Annotated in this window: 24 protein-coding genes, 1 tRNA gene and 1 pseudogene; 6 read left to right on the forward strand and 20 right to left on the reverse strand. The window is 59.8% G+C overall.

The features are described from left to right. The coding region (locus IH971_04610) for a hypothetical protein (protein ID MCH7497117.1) at window positions 1-439 on the forward strand (439 nt) is incomplete at its 5' end. A gap of 10 nt (window positions 440-449) precedes the next feature. Further along, on the forward strand, window positions 450-1,724 hold the full coding sequence (locus IH971_04615) for a hypothetical protein (protein MCH7497118.1): 1,275 nt from the start codon (window positions 450-452) through the stop codon (window positions 1,722-1,724). 275 nt (window positions 1,725-1,999) lie between these two features. Here the strand turns inward: IH971_04615 and IH971_04620 are convergent, their stop codons facing one another. Continuing rightward, on the reverse strand, window positions 2,000-3,202 hold the full coding sequence (locus IH971_04620; protein ID MCH7497119.1) for a HEAT repeat domain-containing protein: 1,203 nt from the start codon (window positions 3,200-3,202) through the stop codon (window positions 2,000-2,002). Window positions 3,203-3,372: 170 nt separating this feature from the next. Between IH971_04620 and IH971_04625 the strand changes: the two are divergent. Together IH971_04625 and IH971_04630 are read left to right on the forward strand one after the other, a co-directional pair. Continuing rightward, a pseudogene (locus IH971_04625) lies at window positions 3,373-3,861 on the forward strand (recombinase family protein). 450 nt (window positions 3,862-4,311) lie between these two features. Continuing rightward, window positions 4,312-5,037 (forward strand): recombinase zinc beta ribbon domain-containing protein, encoded by a 726-nt coding sequence (locus IH971_04630; protein ID MCH7497120.1) that lies wholly within the window; start codon window positions 4,312-4,314, stop codon window positions 5,035-5,037. On the opposite strand, the gene IH971_04635 is transcribed toward IH971_04630, so the two are convergent. Next, window positions 4,999-5,071, reverse strand: a tRNA-Asn gene (locus IH971_04635). The genes IH971_04630 and IH971_04635 overlap by 39 nt on opposite strands. Window positions 5,072-5,345: 274 nt before the next feature. On the opposite strand from IH971_04635, the gene IH971_04640 reads away from it, so the two are divergent. Then, entirely contained in the window at window positions 5,346-5,909 is a 564-nt protein-coding gene (locus IH971_04640; GenBank protein MCH7497121.1) for a thioredoxin family protein, read from the forward strand. On the opposite strand, the gene IH971_04645 is transcribed toward IH971_04640, so the two are convergent. The 5 genes from IH971_04645 to IH971_04665 form a co-directional block, all read right to left on the reverse strand. Further along, window positions 5,898-6,533 carry a hypothetical protein gene (locus IH971_04645; protein ID MCH7497122.1) on the reverse strand — a complete coding sequence of 212 codons (636 nt, stop codon included), beginning with the start codon at window positions 6,531-6,533 and terminating at the stop codon, window positions 5,898-5,900. The two genes, IH971_04640 and IH971_04645, sit on opposite strands and share 12 nt — an antisense overlap. Window positions 6,534-6,543: 10 nt before the next feature. After that, a complete protein-coding gene (locus tag IH971_04650) occupies window positions 6,544-7,059 on the reverse strand; it encodes a hypothetical protein (protein ID MCH7497123.1) in 516 nt (171 codons plus the stop codon). An 84-nt stretch (window positions 7,060-7,143) separates the two neighbouring features. Then, a complete protein-coding gene (locus tag IH971_04655) occupies window positions 7,144-9,429 on the reverse strand; it encodes a carbohydrate binding family 9 domain-containing protein (protein MCH7497124.1) in 2,286 nt (761 codons plus the stop codon). Continuing rightward, window positions 9,407-10,420 (reverse strand): DUF3391 domain-containing protein, encoded by a 1,014-nt coding sequence (locus tag IH971_04660; protein MCH7497125.1) that lies wholly within the window; start codon window positions 10,418-10,420, stop codon window positions 9,407-9,409. Before IH971_04660 ends, IH971_04655 begins: the two co-directional genes overlap by 23 nt. Window positions 10,421-10,590: 170 nt before the next feature. Next, a complete protein-coding gene (locus tag IH971_04665) occupies window positions 10,591-11,535 on the reverse strand; it encodes an HD domain-containing protein (protein ID MCH7497126.1) in 945 nt (314 codons plus the stop codon). A gap of 271 nt (window positions 11,536-11,806) precedes the next feature. Between IH971_04665 and IH971_04670 the strand changes: the two genes are divergently transcribed. Then, window positions 11,807-13,060 (forward strand): NAD(P)/FAD-dependent oxidoreductase, encoded by a 1,254-nt coding sequence (locus IH971_04670; GenBank protein MCH7497127.1) that lies wholly within the window; start codon window positions 11,807-11,809, stop codon window positions 13,058-13,060. A gap of 55 nt (window positions 13,061-13,115) precedes the next feature. Here the strand turns inward: IH971_04670 and IH971_04675 are convergent, their stop codons facing one another. The 13 genes from IH971_04675 to IH971_04735 all read right to left on the reverse strand — a co-directional run bounded on the left by IH971_04675 (window position 13,116) and on the right by IH971_04735 (window position 23,132). Beyond that, a complete protein-coding gene (locus IH971_04675) occupies window positions 13,116-14,084 on the reverse strand; it encodes a hypothetical protein (GenBank protein ID MCH7497128.1) in 969 nt (322 codons plus the stop codon). Between the two features lie 69 nt (window positions 14,085-14,153). After that, window positions 14,154-16,136 carry a hypothetical protein gene (locus tag IH971_04680; GenBank protein ID MCH7497129.1) on the reverse strand — a complete coding sequence of 661 codons (1,983 nt, stop codon included), beginning with the start codon at window positions 16,134-16,136 and terminating at the stop codon, window positions 14,154-14,156. Beyond that, complete coding sequence (locus IH971_04685) at window positions 16,136-18,460, reverse strand: hypothetical protein (protein MCH7497130.1); 2,325 nt, start codon at window positions 18,458-18,460, stop codon at window positions 16,136-16,138. The genes IH971_04680 and IH971_04685 overlap by 1 nt, the downstream gene beginning before the upstream one ends. Then, the gene (locus IH971_04690; protein MCH7497131.1) at window positions 18,460-18,969 is read right to left on the reverse strand and encodes a hypothetical protein; all 510 of its coding nucleotides are present in this window, start codon (window positions 18,967-18,969) and stop codon (window positions 18,460-18,462) included. Before IH971_04690 ends, IH971_04685 begins: the two co-directional genes overlap by 1 nt. Further along, window positions 18,959-19,303, reverse strand: coding sequence for a hypothetical protein (locus IH971_04695; protein MCH7497132.1), 345 nt, complete (start codon window positions 19,301-19,303; stop codon window positions 18,959-18,961). The genes IH971_04690 and IH971_04695 overlap by 11 nt, the downstream gene beginning before the upstream one ends. A gap of 65 nt (window positions 19,304-19,368) precedes the next feature. Then, window positions 19,369-19,671, reverse strand: coding sequence for a hypothetical protein (locus tag IH971_04700; protein MCH7497133.1), 303 nt, complete (start codon window positions 19,669-19,671; stop codon window positions 19,369-19,371). 9 nt (window positions 19,672-19,680) lie between these two features. Continuing rightward, entirely contained in the window at window positions 19,681-20,745 is a 1,065-nt protein-coding gene (locus IH971_04705) for a hypothetical protein (GenBank protein MCH7497134.1), read from the reverse strand. 36 nt (window positions 20,746-20,781) lie between these two features. Next, window positions 20,782-21,231, reverse strand: coding sequence for a hypothetical protein (locus IH971_04710; GenBank protein ID MCH7497135.1), 450 nt, complete (start codon window positions 21,229-21,231; stop codon window positions 20,782-20,784). A 4-nt stretch (window positions 21,232-21,235) separates the two neighbouring features. After that, window positions 21,236-22,189, reverse strand: coding sequence for a hypothetical protein (locus IH971_04715; protein MCH7497136.1), 954 nt, complete (start codon window positions 22,187-22,189; stop codon window positions 21,236-21,238). Window positions 22,190-22,204: 15 nt separating this feature from the next. Further along, the gene (locus IH971_04720) at window positions 22,205-22,375 is read right to left on the reverse strand and encodes a hypothetical protein (protein ID MCH7497137.1); all 171 of its coding nucleotides are present in this window, start codon (window positions 22,373-22,375) and stop codon (window positions 22,205-22,207) included. Continuing rightward, a complete protein-coding gene (locus tag IH971_04725; GenBank protein MCH7497138.1) occupies window positions 22,368-22,553 on the reverse strand; it encodes a hypothetical protein in 186 nt (61 codons plus the stop codon). Before IH971_04725 ends, IH971_04720 begins: the two co-directional genes overlap by 8 nt. Before the next feature lie 8 nt (window positions 22,554-22,561). Beyond that, window positions 22,562-22,948: a hypothetical protein gene (locus IH971_04730; GenBank protein MCH7497139.1), complete on the reverse strand. Its 387-nt coding sequence runs from the start codon at window positions 22,946-22,948 to the stop codon at window positions 22,562-22,564. Then, the gene (locus IH971_04735) at window positions 22,932-23,132 is read right to left on the reverse strand and encodes a hypothetical protein (GenBank protein ID MCH7497140.1); all 201 of its coding nucleotides are present in this window, start codon (window positions 23,130-23,132) and stop codon (window positions 22,932-22,934) included. Before IH971_04735 ends, IH971_04730 begins: the two co-directional genes overlap by 17 nt. Between the last annotated feature and the right edge of the window lie 53 nt (window positions 23,133-23,185).

The following is a 23,185-nucleotide window of genomic DNA, read 5'->3' on the forward strand; positions in this document are numbered from 1 at the left end:
GGTCGGGGCCAGCGCCATTCTAGTGGGCAGCTTTGTGGCCATCGGTTCCATCCTGCGGATCAATGCCCGGCTCATCAATGTTCAATCCGGCAAGGTCATCAACGCTGAGAGTGTTCAGGGTAGGGTGGGGCCAGAGATATTTGACCTGATGGATCAGATAGCCCTATCCATGGAGACTCAGCTTGTGGGCTCGCCCGAGATTACGGCCACAGCGCCGTCCGACCCGGAAGTCCAGTCCAAGCCTGAACCCCAGCCCAAACCGGAGCCCCCTGCTGCGGCGGTTTCTCGGCGCCCTCAGGCCCCTGCCACCAGGCAGCGCAGATCGGGCCTGTTGTTGCCCATAATTATTCTGGCCGGCGCGGGGGGCGCCTATTATTACTACACCTACGTTCTGAATGCACCGTCTGAAGTTGATATCACCGTTAACATTGAACCCTAGTCATGGGCGGATGATGATGCTTTCGACTCGATTAATCCTTGTCCTGGCAGGCTCGCTGGCCGCCCTTTCGTGCACCGGGAACCCGCTCCTGAGCAGGGGCTCCAGCGCCATCATGTTGAGTATTACCCTCCCCCGGGGAGAGCACTTTTCCGAGGCAGGGGTTTCTCTGTCCAAGGCCGTTACCATTACCCAGGTCACCATCTCGGTCACGGGCGAGGATATGGATAACATCGACGAGGATCTTGCTATCAGCTCCGATGGCCAAACCGCCAGCGGGACCGTGGAAGTGCCCAAGGGGGATGCCCGCACCTTCGAGGTGGAGTGTCGTGACGGCGGTGGCATCCTGCAATACAGCGGGTCCACTACCCAGGACATTCTTGAGGACGCCGAAACAGTGACCATCACGACAGAAGGCCATTACCCCTCTGCGTCCGTCCTGTCCGTAAGCAATTTCGGTGCCACTTTCGTTTCCCTGGCCTGGTCCCAATCCACCGATGCTGACTTTGCTTCCTATGAGCTGGTGAGGGCCGGAAGTGAAACAAGCATCGGCTCATCGGCAACCCGTACGAGTATCACTTCCATCACCAGTCGCAACACAACCACCTATACCGATAACTCTGTCAATGACAACACTACTTATTACTACGCGGTCATTGTCTGGGACACCGAGGGCCTCGGCCTGCGAAGCTCGGCTCAAAGCGTTCGGACGCCCGTGCTTGATGTGGTGCAGGAATTCAGCGCTACCGGACCATGGGTTATCCCCGACAACAGTTGGATTAGCCGTTTCTTTGTGGATAACAACTTTGCGCCCTTCGGCTCGGTCGTGACCAATCTGGAATACCGTCTGAGAGTACATGATACGGGCGACCCGGGAACGTTCTGGGCGGGAGACTATGAAATATATATCTACTCCTCATTTACGACCGGCTTTCAGCTTGATGATCTGGTCTATGATAACTTGGGTACTCGTACTGACGGCGGATTCGATGACGACGCCGAGGACGATTCCGACATCGACCTGAACTGGCGAACCACCAACTTCTTCAACGGGGAGAATCCGAATCAGTACTGGGGCGTATACGTGTCCGATAACATCCTAGGTGATAGCGGTCAGCTGGCGTATATCGAACTGAAAATCCACTATACCCCGCCTTCAGGCGCTGCAGGCGTGGCCATGAAACGCGTCGCGGCGGCACATGGGTCGAAGGTGAAAAGTCCTTACGCTCAGCAAAGCGAGGAAAAAGCTGATTTCTTGGATACTGCTGCCGCCCGGATCGGCCGCTGAGCTTCCAACCGCCTCGAGCGAGTCCCCGCCTTTCACCGATCGTCCAAACTCTGTTGGCGCAGACCAGCGAGCTTTGTCGAACCGTTCTATGGGTCAGGCTGCGAGCGCAGATCGACGGAAAACCGAAGGTAGTCGAATAGTACGACAAATAGCGGCTCTACAGCGGCCAGTTAGTGGTTCCCCTTCGATGAACGCCGGCCTGTCAAGCCAGAGGTATCGCGCCAACTATTTGCTCACAAATCTTATCGTGAGAAATTGTACCCGCAGCAGAGAGATCACTTCTTTTTCTCCAAGCGTTCTTTTATTTTATGAAAAGCCTCCATCGCTGTAGGTGTATCATGTCTCTCGGTATCCACCGCTATCTCACGAAGTAGTTTCAACTCTGCCTTGCCTCCAATATCTCCTAGAACCTCCATAGCAGCGGTCCGTATACCTGAGTGCTCGCTGTTCAGGTACTTTTTTGCAAGATCAATACTCTTCGGGGCTTTTTTCTTATACAACGCTCGAAGTTTGAGTTCTACGGCGAGGGGATTTTTGTCACAGTTTATTGCTTCAATTGTTGGAATATCTGCCGTTACCCACCTGGAGGCCAGGCATCTAAGCGCTAGAGTTTGAATAACCAGATCCTCCGATACACAATATTCGACTAGGGCATCCTTCACGTGAGTCGGCATACGTTCAACTCCTCTAGCAGTATCCAGACAATTATTTTTAATGATCTCATAATTTTCTTCGTAAATCTCAGAGCCGCCCATCTGATCCAAATACTTAATCATGTGTGGAACTGCCTCATATGAATCAATATGCGCTAGGTAATGCACGCCCATCCGGCATATATCTTCATCAGCAGATAATGACATTTCCCCGATTATAGGATAAGCGGCTAAGATCCTATCAAATTTTATGCAACTAAGCACCTCTTCTTGGAGTAGTGAATCACTTAAGAGATCAATTACAGCCGCTTCGACTGCTTCGCCAGGACGATCAGGAACTAATATGAGACTTGCGCATCTTACTCTAACATCTGAATCCTCTAAACCCTTTGCTAGCACACTGTCTTTGATTTCATCGTCGAGATTATTATCCTCTTGTGATAACCGAATTGTGAGTATACGAAGATCATGGTCAGCGTCATTGAGAATATCAGATATCATTGAATGAGAAAGTGGTTTATTAATTTTCTTCTCTAGTGTCCCAATATCTTTTGTAATCAAACCTAGCACAGAATTGCTTCCAATCAATACGTAGGACCTAGAGGAATCAGTTAGCAGTTCGAATATTGCATTGCCGACATACACTCTCAAATTGGATTTAGATATTGGGGAGTTCGAATCAAAGGGAAAGATATTGGCCTGAATAATATTATCCGAAAGTTCATCAAGATCAACCGGTGATACAAATCTATCGACCATCTTTTTGACTATTTTTGCGAGCAGAGCGATATAGTCATCCGGATTTTCAAATCGGTTGGGTGCCATTTGATTGGTCGATTCCTGTTTATTATTATGGGGTCACTCTTCGCCTCGATAATATAGAGTCGCAATGGGCAGGATTCTCGCAATATTGGAAGTGCCGCATCAGGTAAGTTTAGTTTGTGGAACTGGCTGAAGCTAAATTTCCGCTCACACCTCAAATCGGACACTCGGCAATGAAGCGCAATCCTGAGAATATAGAGAGCCCAAAGATCACTGCAGCCCTCTACTGCCGCGTCTCCACGTACGACCAGGCGAGGAAGGATTTCTCTTCCCTTGATCACCAAGAGGAGGTTCTCCGTGACTGGTGTCAGCAGGAAGGCTGGACAGTTCACGATGTCTTCATCGAGACTGCAAGTGGCAAAGAGGCTAAGAACCGTCCAGTGCTCCAGCGCCTATTATCCGATGCTCGAGCCGGCCGATTCAACCTTGTACTAATCACCAAAATAGACCGGTTAGCACGATCAGCCAGGGATTGGTTTGAATTGCTGAATCTGTTTGAGGATCTTGGGATTGACGTCAATTCCAGAAGCCATGACATCAGCAATGCCGATCCTTACGGGCGGATGTTTCGCAACATGCTGATTATTTTCGCAGAACTAGAGCGGGACCTTATCGCTGAGCGCACATACGAGAAGGCGTTGGCCACAGCGAAGAAGGGAAAGTTTGGTGGGGGTGGCGTTCTCATCGGCTACAGCTACTCTGAGGGCGGTTTAAAACCAGATCCAGAGTATGCACCATTGGTACAGAGAATATTTAGAGAATATGGAAAAGGCGAATCATTTTCCAGCGTAGCAAAGCGACTTAACGAAGAGGGATTCAGGACACCAGTTCGAGTTACAAAATCAGGACCGAACAAAGGAATGGTGAGAGGTGGAGCGAAGTTCAATGTCAACACCCTGCAATCAATTGTTTCCAACAGAACATATTTGGGGATTATAAAATTTGATGGGAAGGAATATCCTGGGCAACATAGTGGAATCATCGCTGAAGGAGAATGGGATCTGTGCGAAAATCGAAAGCTAAGGAGGGCAAAACAAACCAATCTTGGAGTTCCACACAAATCTGACCTTCTTCTTTTGGGACTTGTGAAATGCGGTAACTGTGGCAGTTACATGACTTCGAGTTTTGGATATAAGCGAGATAAGAAGGGTAACCGCCGTAAATATTATTACTATAGATGCAGCAAGCAACTCAAGTTTGGCAGATCCGAATGCTCAAACGGTCAGATCAATGCTAGCCAACTGGAGGCCTTTATTTTTGATTGGATTCGGGCTTTCCCCCAAAATCCTGATTTCAAGAAAATCACCGTCTCGAAAGCCATGCAGGCCAACCATAAAAGACTGGGAAATTTGAAGAAAGACAGACGGTCGATAGAGGGGAATCTTACAAGGCTCAATAGCGGGAGAACAAATTTGCTTCAGTCGTTGAAAGATGCCAGTGAAAGCTCCCCTAGTCGTGATTTCATCTTCGGAGAAATTGATAACATGACAACGGATATCGCTGAAGTTGAAGATAAACTCGAGCATATCGCCAGTGAGATAACTTCTCTGGAGGTCTTGACCATCGATCCTGAGGTCCTTAGCAAGTTGTATTCAGAAATCATCCCGAAGATCACGGCGGCATCTTCACAAAACGCTGCACGCTACCTTCAATTAACAATTAAAGAGGTTGTGGTTAACAAGCCTCGCACAGAGAATAAATCGGTTGAAGGTTCAATAATCATAAAACCTTGGAATCTCGATCCCGAGGTGTTTGGGCTGACGGTTTTGAAGAAAAGTTCGAAAACTTACCCTGGTATGCTGGGCCGGGTGGAGTCGAACCACCAATCGTCCGGTTAACAGCCGGATGCATTGCCAATTATGCTACGGCCCATCTGAGAGGACGCGGCAAGTTACCTTCGTCCTACTTTGTGGGCAAATGCCGTGCCGGGGCGGTATTTCCAGCGCAGCACCTGGTCGCCCCGGAGGGACTTGAGGTTGAACTCGCGGTTGCCAGCTTAGAACGGCTGGGCGGCCCCAGGGTCAGCCCGGCACGATGAGATGCGGCTGCTGCGGCGATGGATATCAGCGGGCGTGCACATGGCACCGATTTTAGAGTCTGCAACAGCGCCAAGCAGGCGTTATTTTCCGTCAGTAGGGAGAACGCTATGAAGAAACTGTCGGGGGGCCTGGTGCTGGCGCTGATCGCGGGTTGCAGCCTGCCCATGATTCAGGACTGGCGGGCGCCGCTGCTCTTGGGCGAAGTGGAGCGGGCACAACTGGAGAGGGGGCCGTACGCCGAGTGGTTTAGCGAGCATTACGAGAACTACGAGAGCGATTCGCTCATCGTGCGCGACCTGAAAGCGGTCTTTGGCAACATAGAGGTGAGCGTGTACCTGGGCACCTGGTGCGGCGACACCAAGAAGCAGCTGCCGCGGCTGTTCCACCTGCTGGATGAACTTGCGCGGGACAGGGTCGAGATCAAGCTGGTGGGACTGGACCGGGACAAGGTGGGACCCAGCGGCGAGGAGCAGGCCGCCGGTATCCACCACACCCCGACGGTGATTGTGCGACGCGAGGGGGAAGAGCTGGGCCGGATCATCGAGACGCCGGTGGAGAGCCTGGAGCGGGACCTGCTGAAGATTGTCAGCGGGGAGCCGTATGTGCCGCACTACCAGGAATTGGAGGTCGAGAGAGGTGCGGCGGGACAGGTGGGGCCGCTAACCCCCTGACTGCAGCAGCCCGGTCTTGATGAGCTCGCTGGCGGTTTTGCGGGCGAAGGCCTTCAGCAGAATGGACATGTCCCAGTCAGGGTTGAAGGTGCTGAAGAAGGCGCGGCTGTCGGCATCGCCCACCCAGGCGTTTTGGCCGGTAGCGGTGTCCTTCAGGGAGACACGCAGCTTGCCGTAGGCCTTGTACTGGGTGCCGCCACCGCTGATGGTGGTGCGGGTGACGCCATGTTTCTTGCCGTCGCGTCCCTCTCTGGTGAAGGTTTCGGTCTCCGAGGAGAGCGGCTCGGCGACCGCGAGATACCCAGTCTCAGCCACAACGATTTCCACAATGCCATCAATGGCCTGTACTCTGAGCACGGCGGCCAATTCCTCGGGGGTTATCTCCCGTGTGGGGGGCGCCAGTGAAAGGAGGGTGACGGCGCTGATGCCCTTGCTGCGGAGCTGCTCCACCAATCGGACTTCAATGGCCTGGCGGTCGCTGAGGTCGTCCAGCCGGGCGTAGACGGCGAGGCGGCGGAAGGAGCCGGGGCGGCTGCCGGGATCGATAAATCCGGTGACCCGGGTGTAGGTGCAGCCGCTGGCCAGCAAGACCAGCAGTGGCAGAATAAGGCGATGGCGTGTCACGGTTTACTCCTTACAGTTGGAGGGACAGGGTAAGGAGGGCGACCTGCTGCTCCAGATGCATGTCGGGGCTGAGGCCGATGCTCAGTCGCTGGCCGTACTTGAAGCGCACCAGGTCGCTGCCCGAAATGGCGACTGGCACCTTGGCGAAGCGAAGCTCCTGCACGCCGCCGGCGGGGTTGAGAATCATGACGTCATAATTGGAGGTGGGAAAATCGCCGGACTCGGTGAGGGCCGCGCCAGCCACGACGCTTAGCAGGCCGCCCACGGCGGTGGCCAATAACAGATACTGGGTGCGCTTCTCGCCGGCGTAGGCGTGGATCAGGCTGGGAATGGGCACCGCGGTGAGCAACAACCTCACCGTAAGGCGGCGGTTCATGTCGCGGTACTCCTCCAGGGTCATGTCCGGGGGAATGGGGGTGAGAGGCACTTCGTTGAGCAGATCGCCGCCCACCTGTCCGGAGATGGTACGAGTGATGGCAGCCAGCATCAGCAGTGTCAGGGCGGCGTGACGAGTGGTACGATTCACGGTGATGTCCTCATGCTGAGATAATATCGCCAGTTTGGCGCTGGATGGCAACTGCTATCTAGGGCGTTGCTGCGTTGGCCAGGACTAGCGGTCGGTCCAGGGGAGGAGGGGCAGGAAGCTGGTGGAGTATTTCAGCAGGACGGTGCGGGAGGTGCTGAACGGGAGGGCCGGTTCCTCCGGCTGGGGGGCGGTATTGAGGCCCTGGTTCACGACCAGGTAGAGGTCAGTGCCCTCCCGTGGATTGTAGCGGAAGCGACCGTTGATAATGGCGATGTCGGCGGCGCTGTTGTACTGGACAAAGGCGCTGAGGGTGACGGCAGTGGAGAGGGCGGTGCGCACCCTGAGCCGGAGGACCTGGGTATCGTACCGCATGTCCCGGATGGGAAAGCGGACGAGATTTAGGACGATGCCGCCGCTCACTTCCAGATGGCGGGACACCGTGTAAACCGGATTGGCGGCCAGGGAGACGCGCCAGCCATCGTAGAAACTGCCAGCGTCAAATGACCCTTCCAAAAACAATTTGCGGCCGCTGGCTGAAAAGTAGGTGGCGTTAGCGTTGACGAAGGTGTAGCGGCCGGCAGGGACTGTGACGACACTATCCTCATCAAGCGGGAAGTCGTCGGCCAGGACTTCGTGGAGCAGCGTCAAAGCTGCCGTAACGGTCATGCCGGTCTTCAGGCCCAGCGACCAGCGGGGCCCGACCTCCAAGGACTCCACGCTGCCGTCGGCATTACCCATGAAGATGCTGCCGTTGATGCCCAGCGACTGGTGGAAGACGGTGGATGCCTCGCCAGGGAACCAGCCGTAGGAGAGTTCCGTGCCGATGCGAGTGTAGTCATCGCGGGTGCGGAAGCCCAGCTGAGGGTCGTAGTCGGCCCCCTCACGGGAGATGCCTACGTCCAGACCGAGCCCGGCCAGCGTGCGGCGCTGCCAGCTAAGGCGGAGCCGAGCAGCCTCCCACAGGCCGGGGGCTGCGCCAGGAGGGGTGTCACTGTTGAAGGTCTGCGCCCAATTGAGGATGAGGTAGTTGTCGCCGGTGACCCGGACAGTGCCATCCAGGGCGTAGGCGAGATTGGTGTTGCCGTTGGCGCTTGTGCGGCTGGTGAGCATGCCGCCGGCGTAGGAGTAGGGGTTAAGCACGCGCCGGCGCAGGCGGACGACGCCGAAGTTTTCGGATGGCAGGCCGGGGCTGTCATTCAGGCTGTCGAGCGGGGCGGTCTGCATGCTGATGACGCCCAGATCCCAGTCGCCCAGCCGTCCCACCAGGCGGGCGCCACCGTAAATGGGGACGGGGCGACCATCGTCGTGGATACCAATGCGGCGGCTGTAGAACAGACGGTTAGGGCCACCCAGGGAGAAGTCGAAGATGGCGGAGCGCTCCTGGAAGAAAAGGCGCTTTTCAGGGAAGAAGAGCGAGAAGCGGGTCAGATTCACCTGCTCGTCATCGGCCTCCACCTGGGCGAAGTCGGTGTTGGCCGTCAGGTCTAGGGTGAGGTTGCTGGACAGGCTGAGTTTTACATCGAGACCGACCTCACGCGCCAGATCGGTGGGGCTTTCGTAGGCGCTGCCCCCGGCATTGAGTTCGGCGGCCTGACCCACCCCGCCCAAGAGATAGGGGGTGATGATGGCGGGGAATTTGGAGGTGACTCCCTCCAGACGCACCTTGTGGAAATTGGAAACCTTGAAAAGGGCCCATGAGCTGGCGGCGGGGTCCAGGGCCGGGAAGGAGACGCTCTCAAACTTGCGGGAGATGTAGCGCCAGGTGGCGAAGCCCATAATTACCTGTCCGTCCTCCTCCTGGAAGCGGAGGCTGGAGAAGGGGATGCGCAGTTCGGCGAACCACCCCGCACCGTTCCGCACCACGGCCACATCCCAGAAAGTGTTCCAACTGACATTGATGGGGAAATCGCCCTCGGCATCGTTGAAGATGGCGGCGTCCCAGCGGATACCGGCGGGGGTGGTGAAAAACCCGAGGGCGTTCTCGTTGTCGTTGAACGTGTCCAGCACCAGGCCGAAATAATCGTTGTTAGGGGTGAAGCTATCGCGGGTGAGGTCGGCGACGCCGGCAGCTTCGGGCTGGGAGTCGAACAGCCGTCCGGCAAGATAGAGGTAGTCGTCGTCGTAGGCGACGCGGATTTCGGTGCGTTCGGTGGCCTTGCCCCGGAAGACGGGAGCATGCATGGTGAGGGGCAGGGGCGGGATGGCCTCCCAGGCCGGCTCGTTGCTGAGTCCGTCTAATACGACGGGGCCGCTGAGGCGGGGCAGCGACAGGGCTTCCTGGGCCGCCAGCAGGGAGGCTAGCAGGAGCAGCGCGGTCGCCTGAAGGTACCAACCGGGAGCGGGCCGGTCAGTTCTTGAAGAGCAGAACAAACTCGCGGAAGAGTTCTTTGTTGAAATGGTGGAGCATCTCGTCGTGCATGATTTTGAGGGCGTCAAAGGGGTCCAACTTTACCTTGTAGGCCCGTGTGGATGTGAGGGCATCGTATACGTCGGCAATGCTGCAGATGCGGGCATAGACGTGAATCCTGTCCCTGTCCAGGTTGAAGGGGTAGCCGGTGCCGTCCTCACGCTCGTGGTGCTGCATGACGATAACGCCGCACTCCTTGGTGAGCTGGTTGGTGTCACTCAGGATCCTGTTCCCAATTTGCGGGTGGTCGCGCATGACCCTCCACTCTTGTTCCGAGAGCTTGCCGGCCTTGTTGATAAGTTCCAGGGGAACGTCGCACTTGCCCAGGTCGTGGAGAAAAAAGCCGGCGCCCAGCTCCTGCATATTGTGATCGCGAGTGTCCTTGAAGATGGACTTGGCCAGTAGTACCGAGAGCATACCCACATTAACGGAATGGGTATAAGTGTAGTAGTCGTGGGAGGTGATCTGAGCCATGGCTTTGGCGGTCTCGTCGTCCGTCAGAATATGATCGACGATGTCGTAAACCATGGTCTTACCGCTAAGGATATTCTCCGCGCTGGGCTCGTTCAGAATATTATCCATCATTTTGATGGAGTAGTTGTAGACGGCCCGGGCCTTGGTTTTTGGGGGAATATTGGTGTTCTGGATGGTCTTGTGCAGCTCCTCGGAGATCAGGTCGATGGGGTTGAACTTTTCGGGCACGTCGATCTCCGTATGTGTAGCGCCATTAGCGCCGGGCCCCAACAGGTCGACCATGAGGTTGCGTTCCTCTGGCACATCGCTTTTGGAACTGTCCACCTGGACCACCTTGAGACCGTCGGAGATGATTTTCTTGATCTGTTTTTCCGACGAGATCTTGAAATTAGGCTTCAGAAAGGAGTGGTGCAGCCAGGACTTGCCCAGCATGACATACATGCCAACTTTCAGGTCGACAGATTTCACTTCCTTGATCATGGTTCTGTCATCGGAGAGTTGCGGTCGTCGGAACGGTGCAGACTCGCGATCGCCGTGTCGCGCTCACTATTATCCGCCGAGCAATGCGGAAGCTAGCAAAAAGTGAGCGGTAGATCAATTGCCGGTCTGCGGCAAGATGAAACGAGTGATATTAATCTCAGACAGGTGTACTAGTTGAACAGCCGGACGAAGCGGGCGAAGAGATCCTGCTCGAAATGTTCCATCATTTCCTCCTTCATCAACGAGAGGGCCTCGAAGGTGGAGAGTTTCTTCTTGTACGCGCGGGTGGCGGTGAGGGCGTCGTAGACATCGGCAATGCTGCAGATACGGGCGTAAATGTGAATGTCGCTTTTCTCCAGCCCCAAGGGATAGCCGGCGCCGTTCCAGCGTTCGTGGTGCTGGAGCACGATCACCTTAATGTCATGGGTCAGTTCCCCGGCATCGGCCAGGATACGCTCGCCGTAGGAGGGGTGCATGCGCATCTGTTCCCACTCCTTGTCGGTGAGTCGACCCGGCTTGTTGATGAGGTAGGAGGGGACTTCGCATTTGCCCAGGTCGTGGAGGAAAAAGCCGGAACCCAGTTCGTCCAGATCGTGGTCGTGTTCGCCGCCGAAGGCTGCCTTGGACAACAGGACGCCCAGCATGCCCACGTTCACCGAGTGGGTGTAGGTGTAGTAATCGTGGGAGGTGATCTGGGTAAGGAAGTCGGCCGTCTCGGTGTCGGCCAGGATGAGTTCCACCACGTCGTGAATCATGTTCTTGCCGCTGAGGATATTTTCGGCGGTGGGTTGGGCGATAATGTTCTCCATCATCTTGAGGGTGTGGTTGTAGACGGCGCTGGCCTTGTCTTTGGGGGCCAGGTTGGGGTCCTCAATGGCCTCCCGGAGTCCCTCGGCCACGGTCTCCATGGAGTCGAAGTCGGGCGCCGGAACCTCCGCCTCGCTCTTGTCAACATCTACGTCTACGAGGGTGATGCCCTTGTCCTGGATATTGGCGATCTGCTTTTCAGAGGAGATCATAAACTCCTCCTCGAATAGTGGCAGCAGATGGGCACTATTGCCCAGCATGATGAACATACCCACCTTCAGTTCGCTCGTTTTGATTGGTCTGATCATACTGGTCCGGTACCTAAATTGACCACTCTTTGCTGGGGCGCCTCCGCCATCTCGTGCGGCAGAAGCATCAGGCCGCACATTAACTTCCCCCTCCCCTGCTACTAAGTCCGGCAAATATACTCACGTTTGTCACCCGTGAGGCGTGGGAGTTTGCAATTCGCACCGCGGCGGGCTCCCGGAATGCCGGCTGCAAAATTCTGCGCCAGTGATCCCTGCGCTAATCTTAACTTCGGCTGAAATTTGGAGAGGCTTAGATCAGAAGAGAGGGGGGGTGACGCTGGAGCCCACGCATATGGCGGCAACGACTGACAACTACCAAGTGATTATTGTCGGGGGAGGGCCCTCCGGCGCCGCGGCGGCGCTGTATGCCCGGCGGCAGGGGCTATCCATACTGCTGCTGGACAGGGCGACCTTCCCCCGGGATAAGGTGTGCGGCGACGCGCTGTCGGGCAAGTCGGTGACGGTGCTGAATGAGCTCGGCCTGTTAGAGGGGGTGCGGGGTCTGCCGGGGGTGGCCATCTCCCGCATCATCTTTGGGAGTCCCGCCGACAAGCGCCTGGAAATCGACCTGCGCAGCAGCGACTTGGGGACTATTCCCGAAGGGTTTGTCATCCGGCGGGAGGTATTCGACCAGTTCATGTTCGAGCAGGCCCGGGCGGCGGCCGACACCTGCCTGGAGGGTTTTACCGTCCGCGACCTGGTGATCGAAGACGGCTACGTGCGGGGCGTGCGGGGGCGTCAGAGGGGTGGCGAGGAACAGACCTACCGGGGGCAGATCGTCATGGGGGCGGATGGCACCAACTCGGTGGTTGCACGCAAGACGGGCCTGCACCGGCACGAGTCGAAACACCAGGTGGTGGCGCTGCGGCAGTACTGGCGCAACGTGGCCGGCCTGAGCGACCAGATCGAGCTGCACTATGTGGACGAGGTGATGCCCGGCTATTTCTGGCTGTTCCCCCTGGAGAACGGCACGGCCAACATCGGTATCGGCATGCTGCACCACAGCATCAAGCGGAAGAAGGTGGACCTGAAAGCGGCGCTGCAGGGGGCCATCGAGAGCGGGCCGTTCCGGGAGCGATTTGCCGGTGCGGAGCCGCTGGAGAAGCCGGTGGGCTGGAACCTGCCGGTGGGGAGCAAGCACCGCCGGATGGTGGGGGACGGCTTCATGCTGCTGGGGGACGCCGCCGGGCTCATCGACCCGTTCACGGGCGAGGGCATTGGAAATGCGCTGTACGCGGGGAAGTACGCCGCCGAGGTCGCCGCTGAGGCCGTGGCCGAGGGAAACGTGAGCGCCGCGTCGCTGGCCCGTTACGACAAGCGGCTGTGGGGTGCCATCGGTGGGGAGCTGCGGCTCAGTAGCCGGTTGCAGAAGATTGGGCGGTCGCGCTTCCTGTTGAATGCGGTTATCGCCGGGGCGGCGCGCAACAGGGCGCTGGGCAACCTTATCGCGGGCATGATTGCCGATGAGGTGCCCAAGAAGGCGCTAGCCAACCCGCTGTTTTACTTAAAAATACTGTTCAACTAATTCGCGGCGGGCAACCTCTCTCGGGGCGCTGAGCTATGGGTCACGTGGGGGTGGCTCAGTCGTCCCGGACGGGACCGAAAACCAGACTGTTGGGCTGCAGCAGGCCACCTTCAGTGGCGAAGATGTCCACCGCTACGCCGGTCGTGGCGTTGTAACGCCTAATCTGGTTGTTCTGCCAGTCGCAGACATAGAGCAGGCTGTCGGGTCCGAAGGCATAGCCCTCAGAGCGGGCCATACCGGAGACGAACACGCCCAGGGAGCTGCCGGTGGCTCCATCGTACCTGCGGATGCCGCCGTAGGTCCAGTCCACCACGAACAGATTGCTGTCGGCGCCAAACCATAGGTTGACCGCGCCCGTCAGGTCACCGCCGGATATAAAAACCCCCAGGTCGGTCCCATCAGGGGCGAACCTGCGTATGTCCTGCGTGCCGAAACTGGCCAAATACATGGTCCCCGAGGCGTCCCAGGCGTGGGCCATGCCCCGGTCAAGGCGGCTGCTGGTGGCAAGATCGACATACTCCCCGGTGCGGCCATTGAAACGGGCCACATTGCCCTTGAATCTCCCCCACTGGCTCACGTACAGCATGCTGTCGGGGCCGAACGTCATTTTGGTGGGTTCGTCCAGCGGGTAACCGGTGGTGAAGGGTCCGAGGTACTCGCCTGTGGCGCCATCGAATTTCAGGATAGCGTTGTTGCCCCGGGCGCTAACCAGCAGATGGCCGTCATAGCCGAAGGCCACTTCCTGGGGCGCTAACAGGCCGCCTGTGCCGGGCGCGACGAAATTTCCCAGGTAGGCCCCGGTGGCGCCGTTGTAAAGCTTGACGGAGTTGGTGTTGCGGCTGCTCACGTACAGGTCCTGAATGCGCTGGACAGTGGGCGGCGGGTCGTCCGGTTGGTCGCTGGTCCCGTCTTTTGCCATTGCAGGGTCGTCGCTGGCCGCCAACAGCAACATGACCCCCGCCAGGGTTACGGCCCTACCCAGCAGGGGGGCAAGGCGGGCGACAATTTGAGGAGGCTTCAGCATGGGCGCCGGCAACTTACGACGCGCGGCGCGGCGGGGAAAGGGGCCCGGTGGGAATTCGTCAGGGGAGCATCAAAGCTCCTCCTCCACCACGAGCGTCACCCGATAGACCTGGCTGGCGGCGGGGGTGAAGGTGGGGCTGTTCACGACGCGGCCGTAGTAGAAAATGGGCCGGGGATCGCCGGAGTTCAGGGTGAACCACAAGGGGTACTCCCCGCCGCCGGTCTCCTCCAGCAGTACCTCGAAGTCGGTCTTCTCGCGCTCGGATATGTAGTCCCAGGTCAGTTCCCAGCGCCGCCTGCGCCCGTGACGCCTGTTGGCTGAGCGCCGCCCGCCCCGGGTAGTGGCGAGGCGCACGCCGCCGTAGTCCTGGTGCTCCGGAACGGTGAGGGTGGGTGCCGTCGTGGGGGCGAATTTCTTGCCCACGGCGATCTGTCCGTACTGCGTGTTACCGTCGGCAATGAGGGCGTCAGGGTTGAGCTCGAAAAACCAATAGCGGTCCGCTGCCTCAGCGAACTCGATGACGGTAAGGTCGCCATCGGTGGCGTTGGGGGTGTCTTTAGCGGTGGCCCCAGTGATGGTGCCGTCCAGGCTGTTGCCGGAGGTGTCGTACCAGACGCCCTCGTCGGGATTGACGCCGTCGGGCGAGTATTCCGCCACGCAGCCGATTTGGATAACACTAGCATCATCAAAATAGCACTTCTCCGCCGCATCCCCATCAGTAACGATTAAGGTCACATAAATCGTTGTTCCGGTTGGCGTGAACTCTGTGGTGGTGTAGGTCCAGGCGGTGTTAATTAAAGTACCGCTATCATATATTTCGGCACCGCCTGAAGATGTTCCAATGCGCAGTTTGTATCCGTCCGCGGTGTCGCGCCTTGCCCAAATACTGAAGCGATGGGCCTTGTTCGCTACGACAGTCACGGCTTGGGTAATGGATGGATTTGCCGTGGGAGTTGAGTTTACCGCTATTCTAAGGCTTGCAGCAGCACCGGGCGGGGCGCCAGAGTCACCTGATCGGTCAACAATAGTAAAAGTACCGGCCGTCACAACAGACCAGGAATCCGGTGGAGTTGCGCCTGTTGCCCCTGTCCAGGCAGTACCGTTAGCAACCAGCGTCGTCTGACTCCCCCATTGATCTGCCGCCGGCACTAGATTGCCGTTGTTTAGATTGGTCACATCGCTGCCAGATAAGGCGCGATTCCATTGGCGCAATACCATCAACCGCATTTGATTGTATGTAGACTGTGTAAGAGCTGGCGTCAGCGAGGCGGTCATTTCAATGGTTCCGCCAGTCTGAATATCGATTGAAAGGGTTTGCGATGTCCCGTCAATGTATATTGCGTTGGCACCGCCATTTACGAAAGTCCAAACAAGATGATACCATCTATTGGATTCTGGTGACCACGAAGTAGACGCCACCTGCATATTCGTCGCGCCGATAAAGGCGGTACAGTTTAATGTAGTAGCGCCACTATTATCGATAAGCATACGAATAATATTTGAGCCGTCTTCCCTACGGTTATAGATATAGATATTCTCGGTTACATCAGGAAAATTCACCCATGCCTCAATCGAGCCGTCTCCATTATTAAATTCTAAAGCGGCATTATCAGCAACCGTTACCGTGTCATTCACCCCGTCAAAGTCCAGATACGGTCGGTCCTTGCCCACCAACCCGGAATAGACCTGTGAGGGGGATATTTTCGTCGCTCCGGCAAAAACGGCGTCCGAATCGTGGTGAATATTGATATTGTTGCCCACCGCCTCATTGAAAGTTGTACGCAGTGTGTGATTGTCAAGAATGGCGAAGTCAGCGGTAATGGCCTGGTCCAGGGCCATGTCGAAGCGGTAGGTGTCGCCCACGCCGTTGTCGGTGGCGGTAATGCGGGTGTGGCGTTGGGTGTCGGTGAGGTCGGGGACTTGGCCGCCAGCGGACACGGTGTCGCCCAGGGAGTCGGTGACGCTGTCGCCTTCCACGGTGGGCTCGGCGCTGCGGTTGAAGCGGGTCTGCATGAAATTGGCGTAGAACGCGACGCCGTTAACGGCTGGCATCAGGATACCTCCATACATTCGATGCGGGTGTTATCGGGTCCGGACTTGGTGATGTCGGTTACCATGAAAAAGTCAGTGGCGGCAGGGGTAGTGCCGAAGATTTGCAGGTCGGCGGGCCAGCCGGAGAAGTTGATCACGTCGCCGATTTCAAGCCGCTGGTAGCGGGGCAGGGCGGTGCGCAAGGTAATGATGCGGTGGCGGTCCTTGTGCCAGGCGAGCAGTGCGCCAGCGAAGTTGGACGCGGTAGTGGTGTCCAAAATGGTGTCGAGGACCGCCTCCAGAGTGAGGGTCTGGTTATAGCCGGAGGCGGTAGTACCCTGGCTGGTGCTGTCCGAGGCGCTTGCGGAGGCGGTGGTATCGTCGCGGGCATAATCCAGGGAGTAGCGGACGGTGATGGCATTGCGCACCCGTCCGATGGGGGAGAGGCGTGCGGCGACAGCGGCAATGTCGTCGTAGGGGACGGTAAGATCCTGGTCATTGGCGACATAGTTGGCGGGTCGGCGGCGGGCCCGGGCCTTGATCTTACCCGACCCGGACAGGAAGAACAGCAGGCCGCACTGATGTCCGATTTTCTCGACCAGGGTGAGGGTGTCGGTGAACTTGTGCTGGGAGAAGGCGAATTTCACGTCGGCCACGGCATCGGCGAAAACATCGCCCAGCTGCCCGTCAGCGCTGGCTCCGGCGGTGTCGAAGGAGGTGACGTCGATGTGGGCGCCACTGGTGGAGGGGTCCAGCCCCGCCTCGGTACGCAGGATATCCTCCACGATGTAGACGGGGTTCTCGATGAGGTCGCCGCTATTGTAGCCGGGATCGCTGGCGCCTCCGTTCTCGCTGTTGCGGGGGTTGCCATTGATGGTGTCGATCCAGGCGCCGTAGGTGCGGCCCTGACCGGCGAAGTAGATGGTGTCCACGGGGGGGGCGGCAATGACGGTTTCGTTGTAACTGGCAGTGTTGCTGATGGTGAAGGGACCGCCGGTGCCCAGCAACGCAGCGCCCAGCCCCACCGATGAGCGGCTGACAGTCGCTGGTAAGCGGTTATCCTGCAGCCACTGGATCTGGGAAAAATCCTCTGTGGGCTGGAGTTCTACCTCCAGCACCAGTTCGTTCAGCGTCATGGCGGCCTGGTTAAGTCCGATGGTGTCCCCGGTGATCAGCAGCCTCAATTGGGCCCCGGCTCCGGGGAGATCGTTGTTGCTGTTGGACGTACCCAGTACCAATCGCTGATCGGTGGTGTCAAAGGAGTAGTTGCTGTTGCTGCTGAAGGAGTTGCCACCCCGGCGCTTCCAGGAAGCCTTCACAGTGGGTATACCGGGCGAGCCGCCGTCGTCCACGCTCAGCTTGTCCATCGCCAGGTAGATGTTCTGGAAGACGCCGACGTCGGCCACTGCGGGAATGTCGAATATGTACGCCTGAGTATCGCCCGCCGCCTGGCTTTTGATGACGCCACTGGTGGCGGGATCGTTATCGTGGAGAAGATCCACGTTGGCGCCGGTGTGGTCGCCGTCGTTGCCGCTCAGTCCGATGCGAATGAACCAGGAGTCGCCACTGAATTGGATCTGGGGTGTTGCGGCGGTGGTTGTGACGTTGGCGCTGTCGCAGGCGGCGTAGTAGTCCCCCAGCCGCATGTAGACCAGTTCGTCGCGGAGGATCGCCATGGTGTTGCCGGCGGCGTCGGGGGCGGCATCGATATCGTTGCGGTCCACGATGACGGCGGGGAAGCGTCCCTTGGGCATGGCACGGTCGTAGTTCATGGGGCTGCCGGTGGCGCTGGAGCGGTCGAAGTCGCCGTAGGCCATGGGAATGGGCTTGCCGATGTTATTGGAGGGCGCGTCGGGGTAGGTGCCGATAGTGATGGTGGTGGCGGGGAGGCGCAGGTCGAATCGGCTCTCGTAGTTGAGCAGCTGCAGAGTGACGGTCTCGTCGTCGCCGGAGAGCTCGCCGGAGATGCGCCCCGCGCCAATGGTGTCGCTGCTGACGATGCCGTCGGCAGCCAGGTAGAGCTCCCACTTGCGGTTGGCGAAATTTTTGCTGGCGTAGAGATCGGTGAACCGCTGGCCTCCCAGGGCGAGGCGGGTGTTGTCCAGCCGCACCGTGAGGGTGCCGGTGGAGGCCCGGAAGCGCACCAGGTTGGCCGCCTGGTGGTAGGCCCCCCACGAGCGCACCAGGCCGTGATAGCTGTTGCCAGCCACGGTGCGGTAGGCATCAGACAGGCGCAGCACGTTGCCGGCAACGGTATCGTCATTGTAATACAACAGCAGCAGCCACACGGCATCTGTGGCCTTGCTGCGTAACACGGCGTCCAAGCTGTCACCCAGGGTAAGCATCAGCCGGTCTCCCGCAGGCGGTCCAGAAGGGGAATGAGATCGTTGCGCACGCTGTCCTCATCCAACGGAGCGGCTAGGTGGAGGTGCCAGGTGTCACCCGTGGCGGGTGCGGGAGGCGCGGCGGGGAGTGGCATAGTCAGCCGCTCAAATAGGGGCGGGGCCGGGGCGCTGGCGAGTGGTGGCACGTATGCCGGCATCGGCAAAGTTGCTGCGGCGGGCAGGGTTTGGACGGGTAGGCCGGGGAGCGGCAATTGGGGGGCGGCCAGAGCCAACAGGGGGATCCGGAGCGATGCCATGTCTCCAGCCAGGCGGGGCACGGCTTGGACGCTTCCGCCCGGAATGGCTGCTCCCAGGCCTGCCAGGAGAGGGTGCGACCGGGCCGTCACCAGTCGTGCCCGGGGCATGAACGTCTGCCGTCCGCCCAGGGCCTGAAGCAGGTTGCGCACCTGCCGGACCAGAGCCAGCAGAGATGGGCTCATGTGTTTAAGGGGTAATGATTTACGCGCCATGATTCAGTCCTCCTCCGTGCGCGCAGCGACTACACTGGCAGCGGGCACAGGCCGCCATTTCCGTGGCCACAATGGCGGCCGCATCCAGCCACCAGGCGGGCTGGGCGTCGTAGTCCCCGGCGAAGGGGGGGACGCGAAACTGGCTGGCGTAGCAGTAGCGGCCGATTTGACGCTGGCTCCAGAGGTGGTACAGCTGCATTGGGCAGGCGCATAGCCGCAGATGGGCGTAGAGCTGCTGACCCATCGTGGCCGCGGCGGGCTGCTTCCTGGTAACCTGCCCGACGAGGGCCCGGAGTTGGCGCTCATGGGTGATCTCCACCTGTTGGCCCGTCACTGGATGCTGGGCCCGGTAGGGGAAGTGGTGAAAGGGGCAGCCTTCGCATGTGTCGCCGTGCCAGCTCAGCCAGACGTTGAGGGCGAGCTGCCCGGCCCGGTAGGGTCCTTGGCCCGAGTGGCCCGCTCCTTTACCTCGGACATGATCTCGTCCAGTTCGGCGCTGGCGTAACGGTCCAGCGCGGAGGTCTCGTCCAGGCCTAGGCCGTAGCAGCACCACAGGGAGCGGGCCGCCGCCAGGTTCAGCACCTCCACAGCGCCGTCATCGAGAAGGCGCACGGTGGTGGCGTTCTCGCAGGTCTCGCGCTGGGCCCAGGTGAGGTCTTGGAGGGCCACCTGGCGGCCGCTGCTGAGGGTAAGTCGGCTCACGGCGTCGCCCTAGCTCCAGGCCCGATCGGCGGCGTTGGCGATCTCGATCTCCACGGCCTCGTTGGTGCCGTCGTCCACGCAGACAAAGGGGAGGGTGAGGAAGACGCCGTCCTCGCGGCCAAAGTCGAAGGCGTTGCCGGCAAAGTTGACGTTGAGTTTGATGAGTAGGTCGCCGTCGGTTGTTACCGGATCGGCGCCGCTGCCCCAGGCCAGCACCAGTTGCGTATCAAAGGCTGATGTGAGGAAGTTGTCGATGGTGTCCTTGGTGTTGTCGTCGTACTTGACGGTCACGCTGCCGGTGGCGCGGTAGCCGGGTACCCCCAGGGCGTAGGTCTGGGCGTCGCCGCTGGCATCGCTGCCCACCCGGGCGGCGCGGTTTTCCAGGCGCAGCTCAAAGCCCCCCAGCACCAAGTCGCTGCCGCCGAGGGTCTTGGTGGCCAGGGTGGCGAAGTGGTAGTAGGCCGTGCCGGGCTGGGTGGCGCCGGTAATGCTTTGGTTCTGGCTGGGAGAGAAGGCGTTGCTCAGGCCGGACCAGAAGGTGCCCTCGCAAGTAAGGCGGCCGCCGTTAAGCGGGGGGTCCAGCCGGAGGGTGAGCTCCCGCAGGATAGCCGACGTCAGCCGCCGGTGCTCGCTGGCGATGGGGCCGCGCTGGAGCAGCGTCACCAGTTTGCCGGGGCTGGCGGCCCCGCTGATGGCAGCGAAGTCGGGTTGGGTGGTGGCGCTGTCCCACTCGAACACCTTGGCAAAGGGAGTACTGGCGGCCTCGCTGACCAGGTCTTGTATCACCAGGTAGAGCAGATAGTCCAGCGTGGCGCTGGTGGCGATGGCGACGAAGGGCAGGCTCACCTGGCCCCCCGCCTTGGTGAGGTAGACGTCCTGGGTGTGCATCACCCGCTGGCCCCGGGCGCGCTGAGTAGTGTCCCGGGTGAGGCCCGAAAGGGCCACGCTGCCGTGGTGGATGATGTGAAGCAGCTTGAAGCTGGCTGCCGTGGTCTGGGCCGTACCCAGGGCGATTTCCTCGCCGATGGCGAGCTCCCACTGCTGGGGGGCGTGTACGTCGGCGTTAATGGCCATGCTGGTACTCCTTCAAAATAGTTGCGGTGGTGGGGTTCATGAAATGGGTTCCGTGACGGTGCAAAGAAAAGTGCTGCGCAGCAGCCCCCCCTGCTCCGGCTCCCCCGCCTGCCGGGGCGGGTTAATCTCCGTGTGCACCAGCCGGGCATCGTGCCAGGCGTAGGCGCCGCCAGGGGCGCGGACAGTATTGTTGGTCACCAGCCGGTTGAGGCGGGCCTGCATATCCAGCAGGTGCTGCAGCCCCTTGCGGCCTGGTTTCAGGTCGGCGCTGTAGGTGAGCTCCACGGTGTAAGAGCGGGTCTCGCCGGTGCTCTCCCGGGTCAGCCAGGACGTGGACAGGGGTGCCAGGCGCACACGCGCGGTGCCGTGCTTCTGGTGGACGCCGGAGATGACGACCCGTACGCCGGGGCTCAGCTCGGCCTCCAGCAGCGCCTCCAGCCCGGTGAGGACGGTGCCCCAGAACAGCTTGTTGTAGGTGAGCGCCACCGCCCTAGCCGCGCACCGCCTGGTGGGTGTGGATGCCGTGTGTGACGGTTTCCTCCGCGCCGCGGAGCTCCACTTCCCACTCGTCGTTGAGGTCGGCGGTGTCGTTATCGTCGCCTTGGAAGCGGAGGGTCAGTCCGTAGGCCAGTTCCTGGTACTGCCCGTTGATGGTCTCGTCCTCCACGAGCAGGCGGTTCTTGAGCTGTTTGGTGGCGTCGTCGTAGCCATAGATGGAGTAGGTGGCCGTGCCCAGGGCGCCACCCTGGGTGACGATCACCTTCACCAAATCCCAGGCGATGCCGGTGGCGAGCCCCCGGGTTTCCACCAGCGCCAGGCCGCCGGTAACCGCCACCTCCGACACCTCGCCCCTCGCCGCGCCCGGGTCCACCTCACCGGGGAGACGGATGGCCCCCTCGTTGATGCGGTCCAGCAGGCCCCGGCCGTGCTCGTTCTCCAGCCGGCCGGCATAAGTCTCGGCCAGGGCGGGATTCTGGTCCAGCGTCGCCATGTAGGCGGCTTGGAAGGCAGTGGCCCGGATGATGCTGGCGGGGTAGGCGCCAGAGCGGTTCCTGGGCACCGGCACTTGGATGTGGGCATCCAACACCTCGTCGATGAGGGCCGAGGCCTGTTGGAGCAGCCAGGCAATGGCGGTCGCGTGGTCCTCCCCGGCCTCCATGTTTAGGGTGTCGGGATTCGCAGATGCGTTGTAGACGTAGACCACATCGGGGGCAGAGTCGTAAAACCACTCATTTGCGGCGTCCACAGCGGCAAGGTTGGCCTCAGCCGAGCCCAGGTCGGTGCCGTCCATGAATAACACGGCGATGCTGCCAGTCTGGTGGGCCTTGTAGACGGTTCCCGAGTGGAGCTCCCAGCCGGTGATTTTCCGTCGGGGGTCCACGTAGGGCACCGCCTCCGGGGCGTGGCGCTGGAATTCGGTTTCAGTGCAGTATTGATGGCTCATGCTGCCCCCTTCAGGCTACTCGTCGCCGGCGGGACGGGACTCGTCCCACTTGCGCCGCAGCCAGGCGATGAGGGCATTGTCGAAGGGGTTGCGGGTGGCTCCCGCCAGCACCGATGCCAGGAAAAAACCCAGCATCAGCAGTGCGGACTGCACTTCGCCGGGGAGGCCGGTCCATAGGTCAACCATGTTTCAGTTCCTTTACTTTAATGATGAGGGTCACCAGGCCGATGGCCAGACCCACCGCCACGGCGGCCACCCTGAGCCAGAGTTCCAGGGCCACGAGGGAGGCCCCGAACGAACTGACCATACCGATGGCGGGCCTGCTGCGGAGAGTCTCCAGGGCGCTGGCAGGGTTGGTGCGCACGGCCCCGGTCAGGTGATCTGCACCACGATGGTCAGGTCCACCGCCACGGCGTTGGTGGAACCGCCGTCGGTCTCCACCTCGATGCGGTCGCCGGCGGAGACCGTGTTGTTGGTTGTAGGGGTCAGCGAGTCCAGATCGCCGGCGGCCGATGCGGCGTTGGCGATGGTGATGGTCCCCATGCTGCTGCCGGCGTCGTTCTTCACCGTGAGGGTGGCGTCCCCCGTGGCGATGGCGGCGTTGAGCACGCTATAGACCGCCGTCACTTTCCCCGCCCAGGGGGAGACCACGTAGGCCTGCCCCGCCGTCGATACGTCTGGAAGGGTGGCGCTCAGCGCCCGTTGGTCCAGTTCGGTGGCCGATGCAGCCACCGGCACGCCGTCAATTGCCAGTGCCATGTGCTTGCTCCTTGCCCGCGCTGGCGGGCTTGTGGGCCTTGCGGGACACACGCCGGGGGCGGCTCGCCTCCGGGTTCAGCAGTTCGCAGCCCCTGGCCACATACGCCTTGAGCTGGCGTCTGGGGATGGTGGGCAGCTTGTGAAACAGTGTGCCGTCAGGCCGTTTGAAATGCAGATAGTCCATGTTGCTCCAGGGTGGCGGGGGGCCCGACCGCAGCCGGGCCCACACCCGTCACA

This window comes from Candidatus Neomarinimicrobiota bacterium (genome assembly GCA_022560655.1).
In the GTDB taxonomy this organism is placed as follows: Bacteria; Fidelibacterota; Marinisomatia; order SCGC-AAA003-L08; family TS1B11; genus JADFSS01.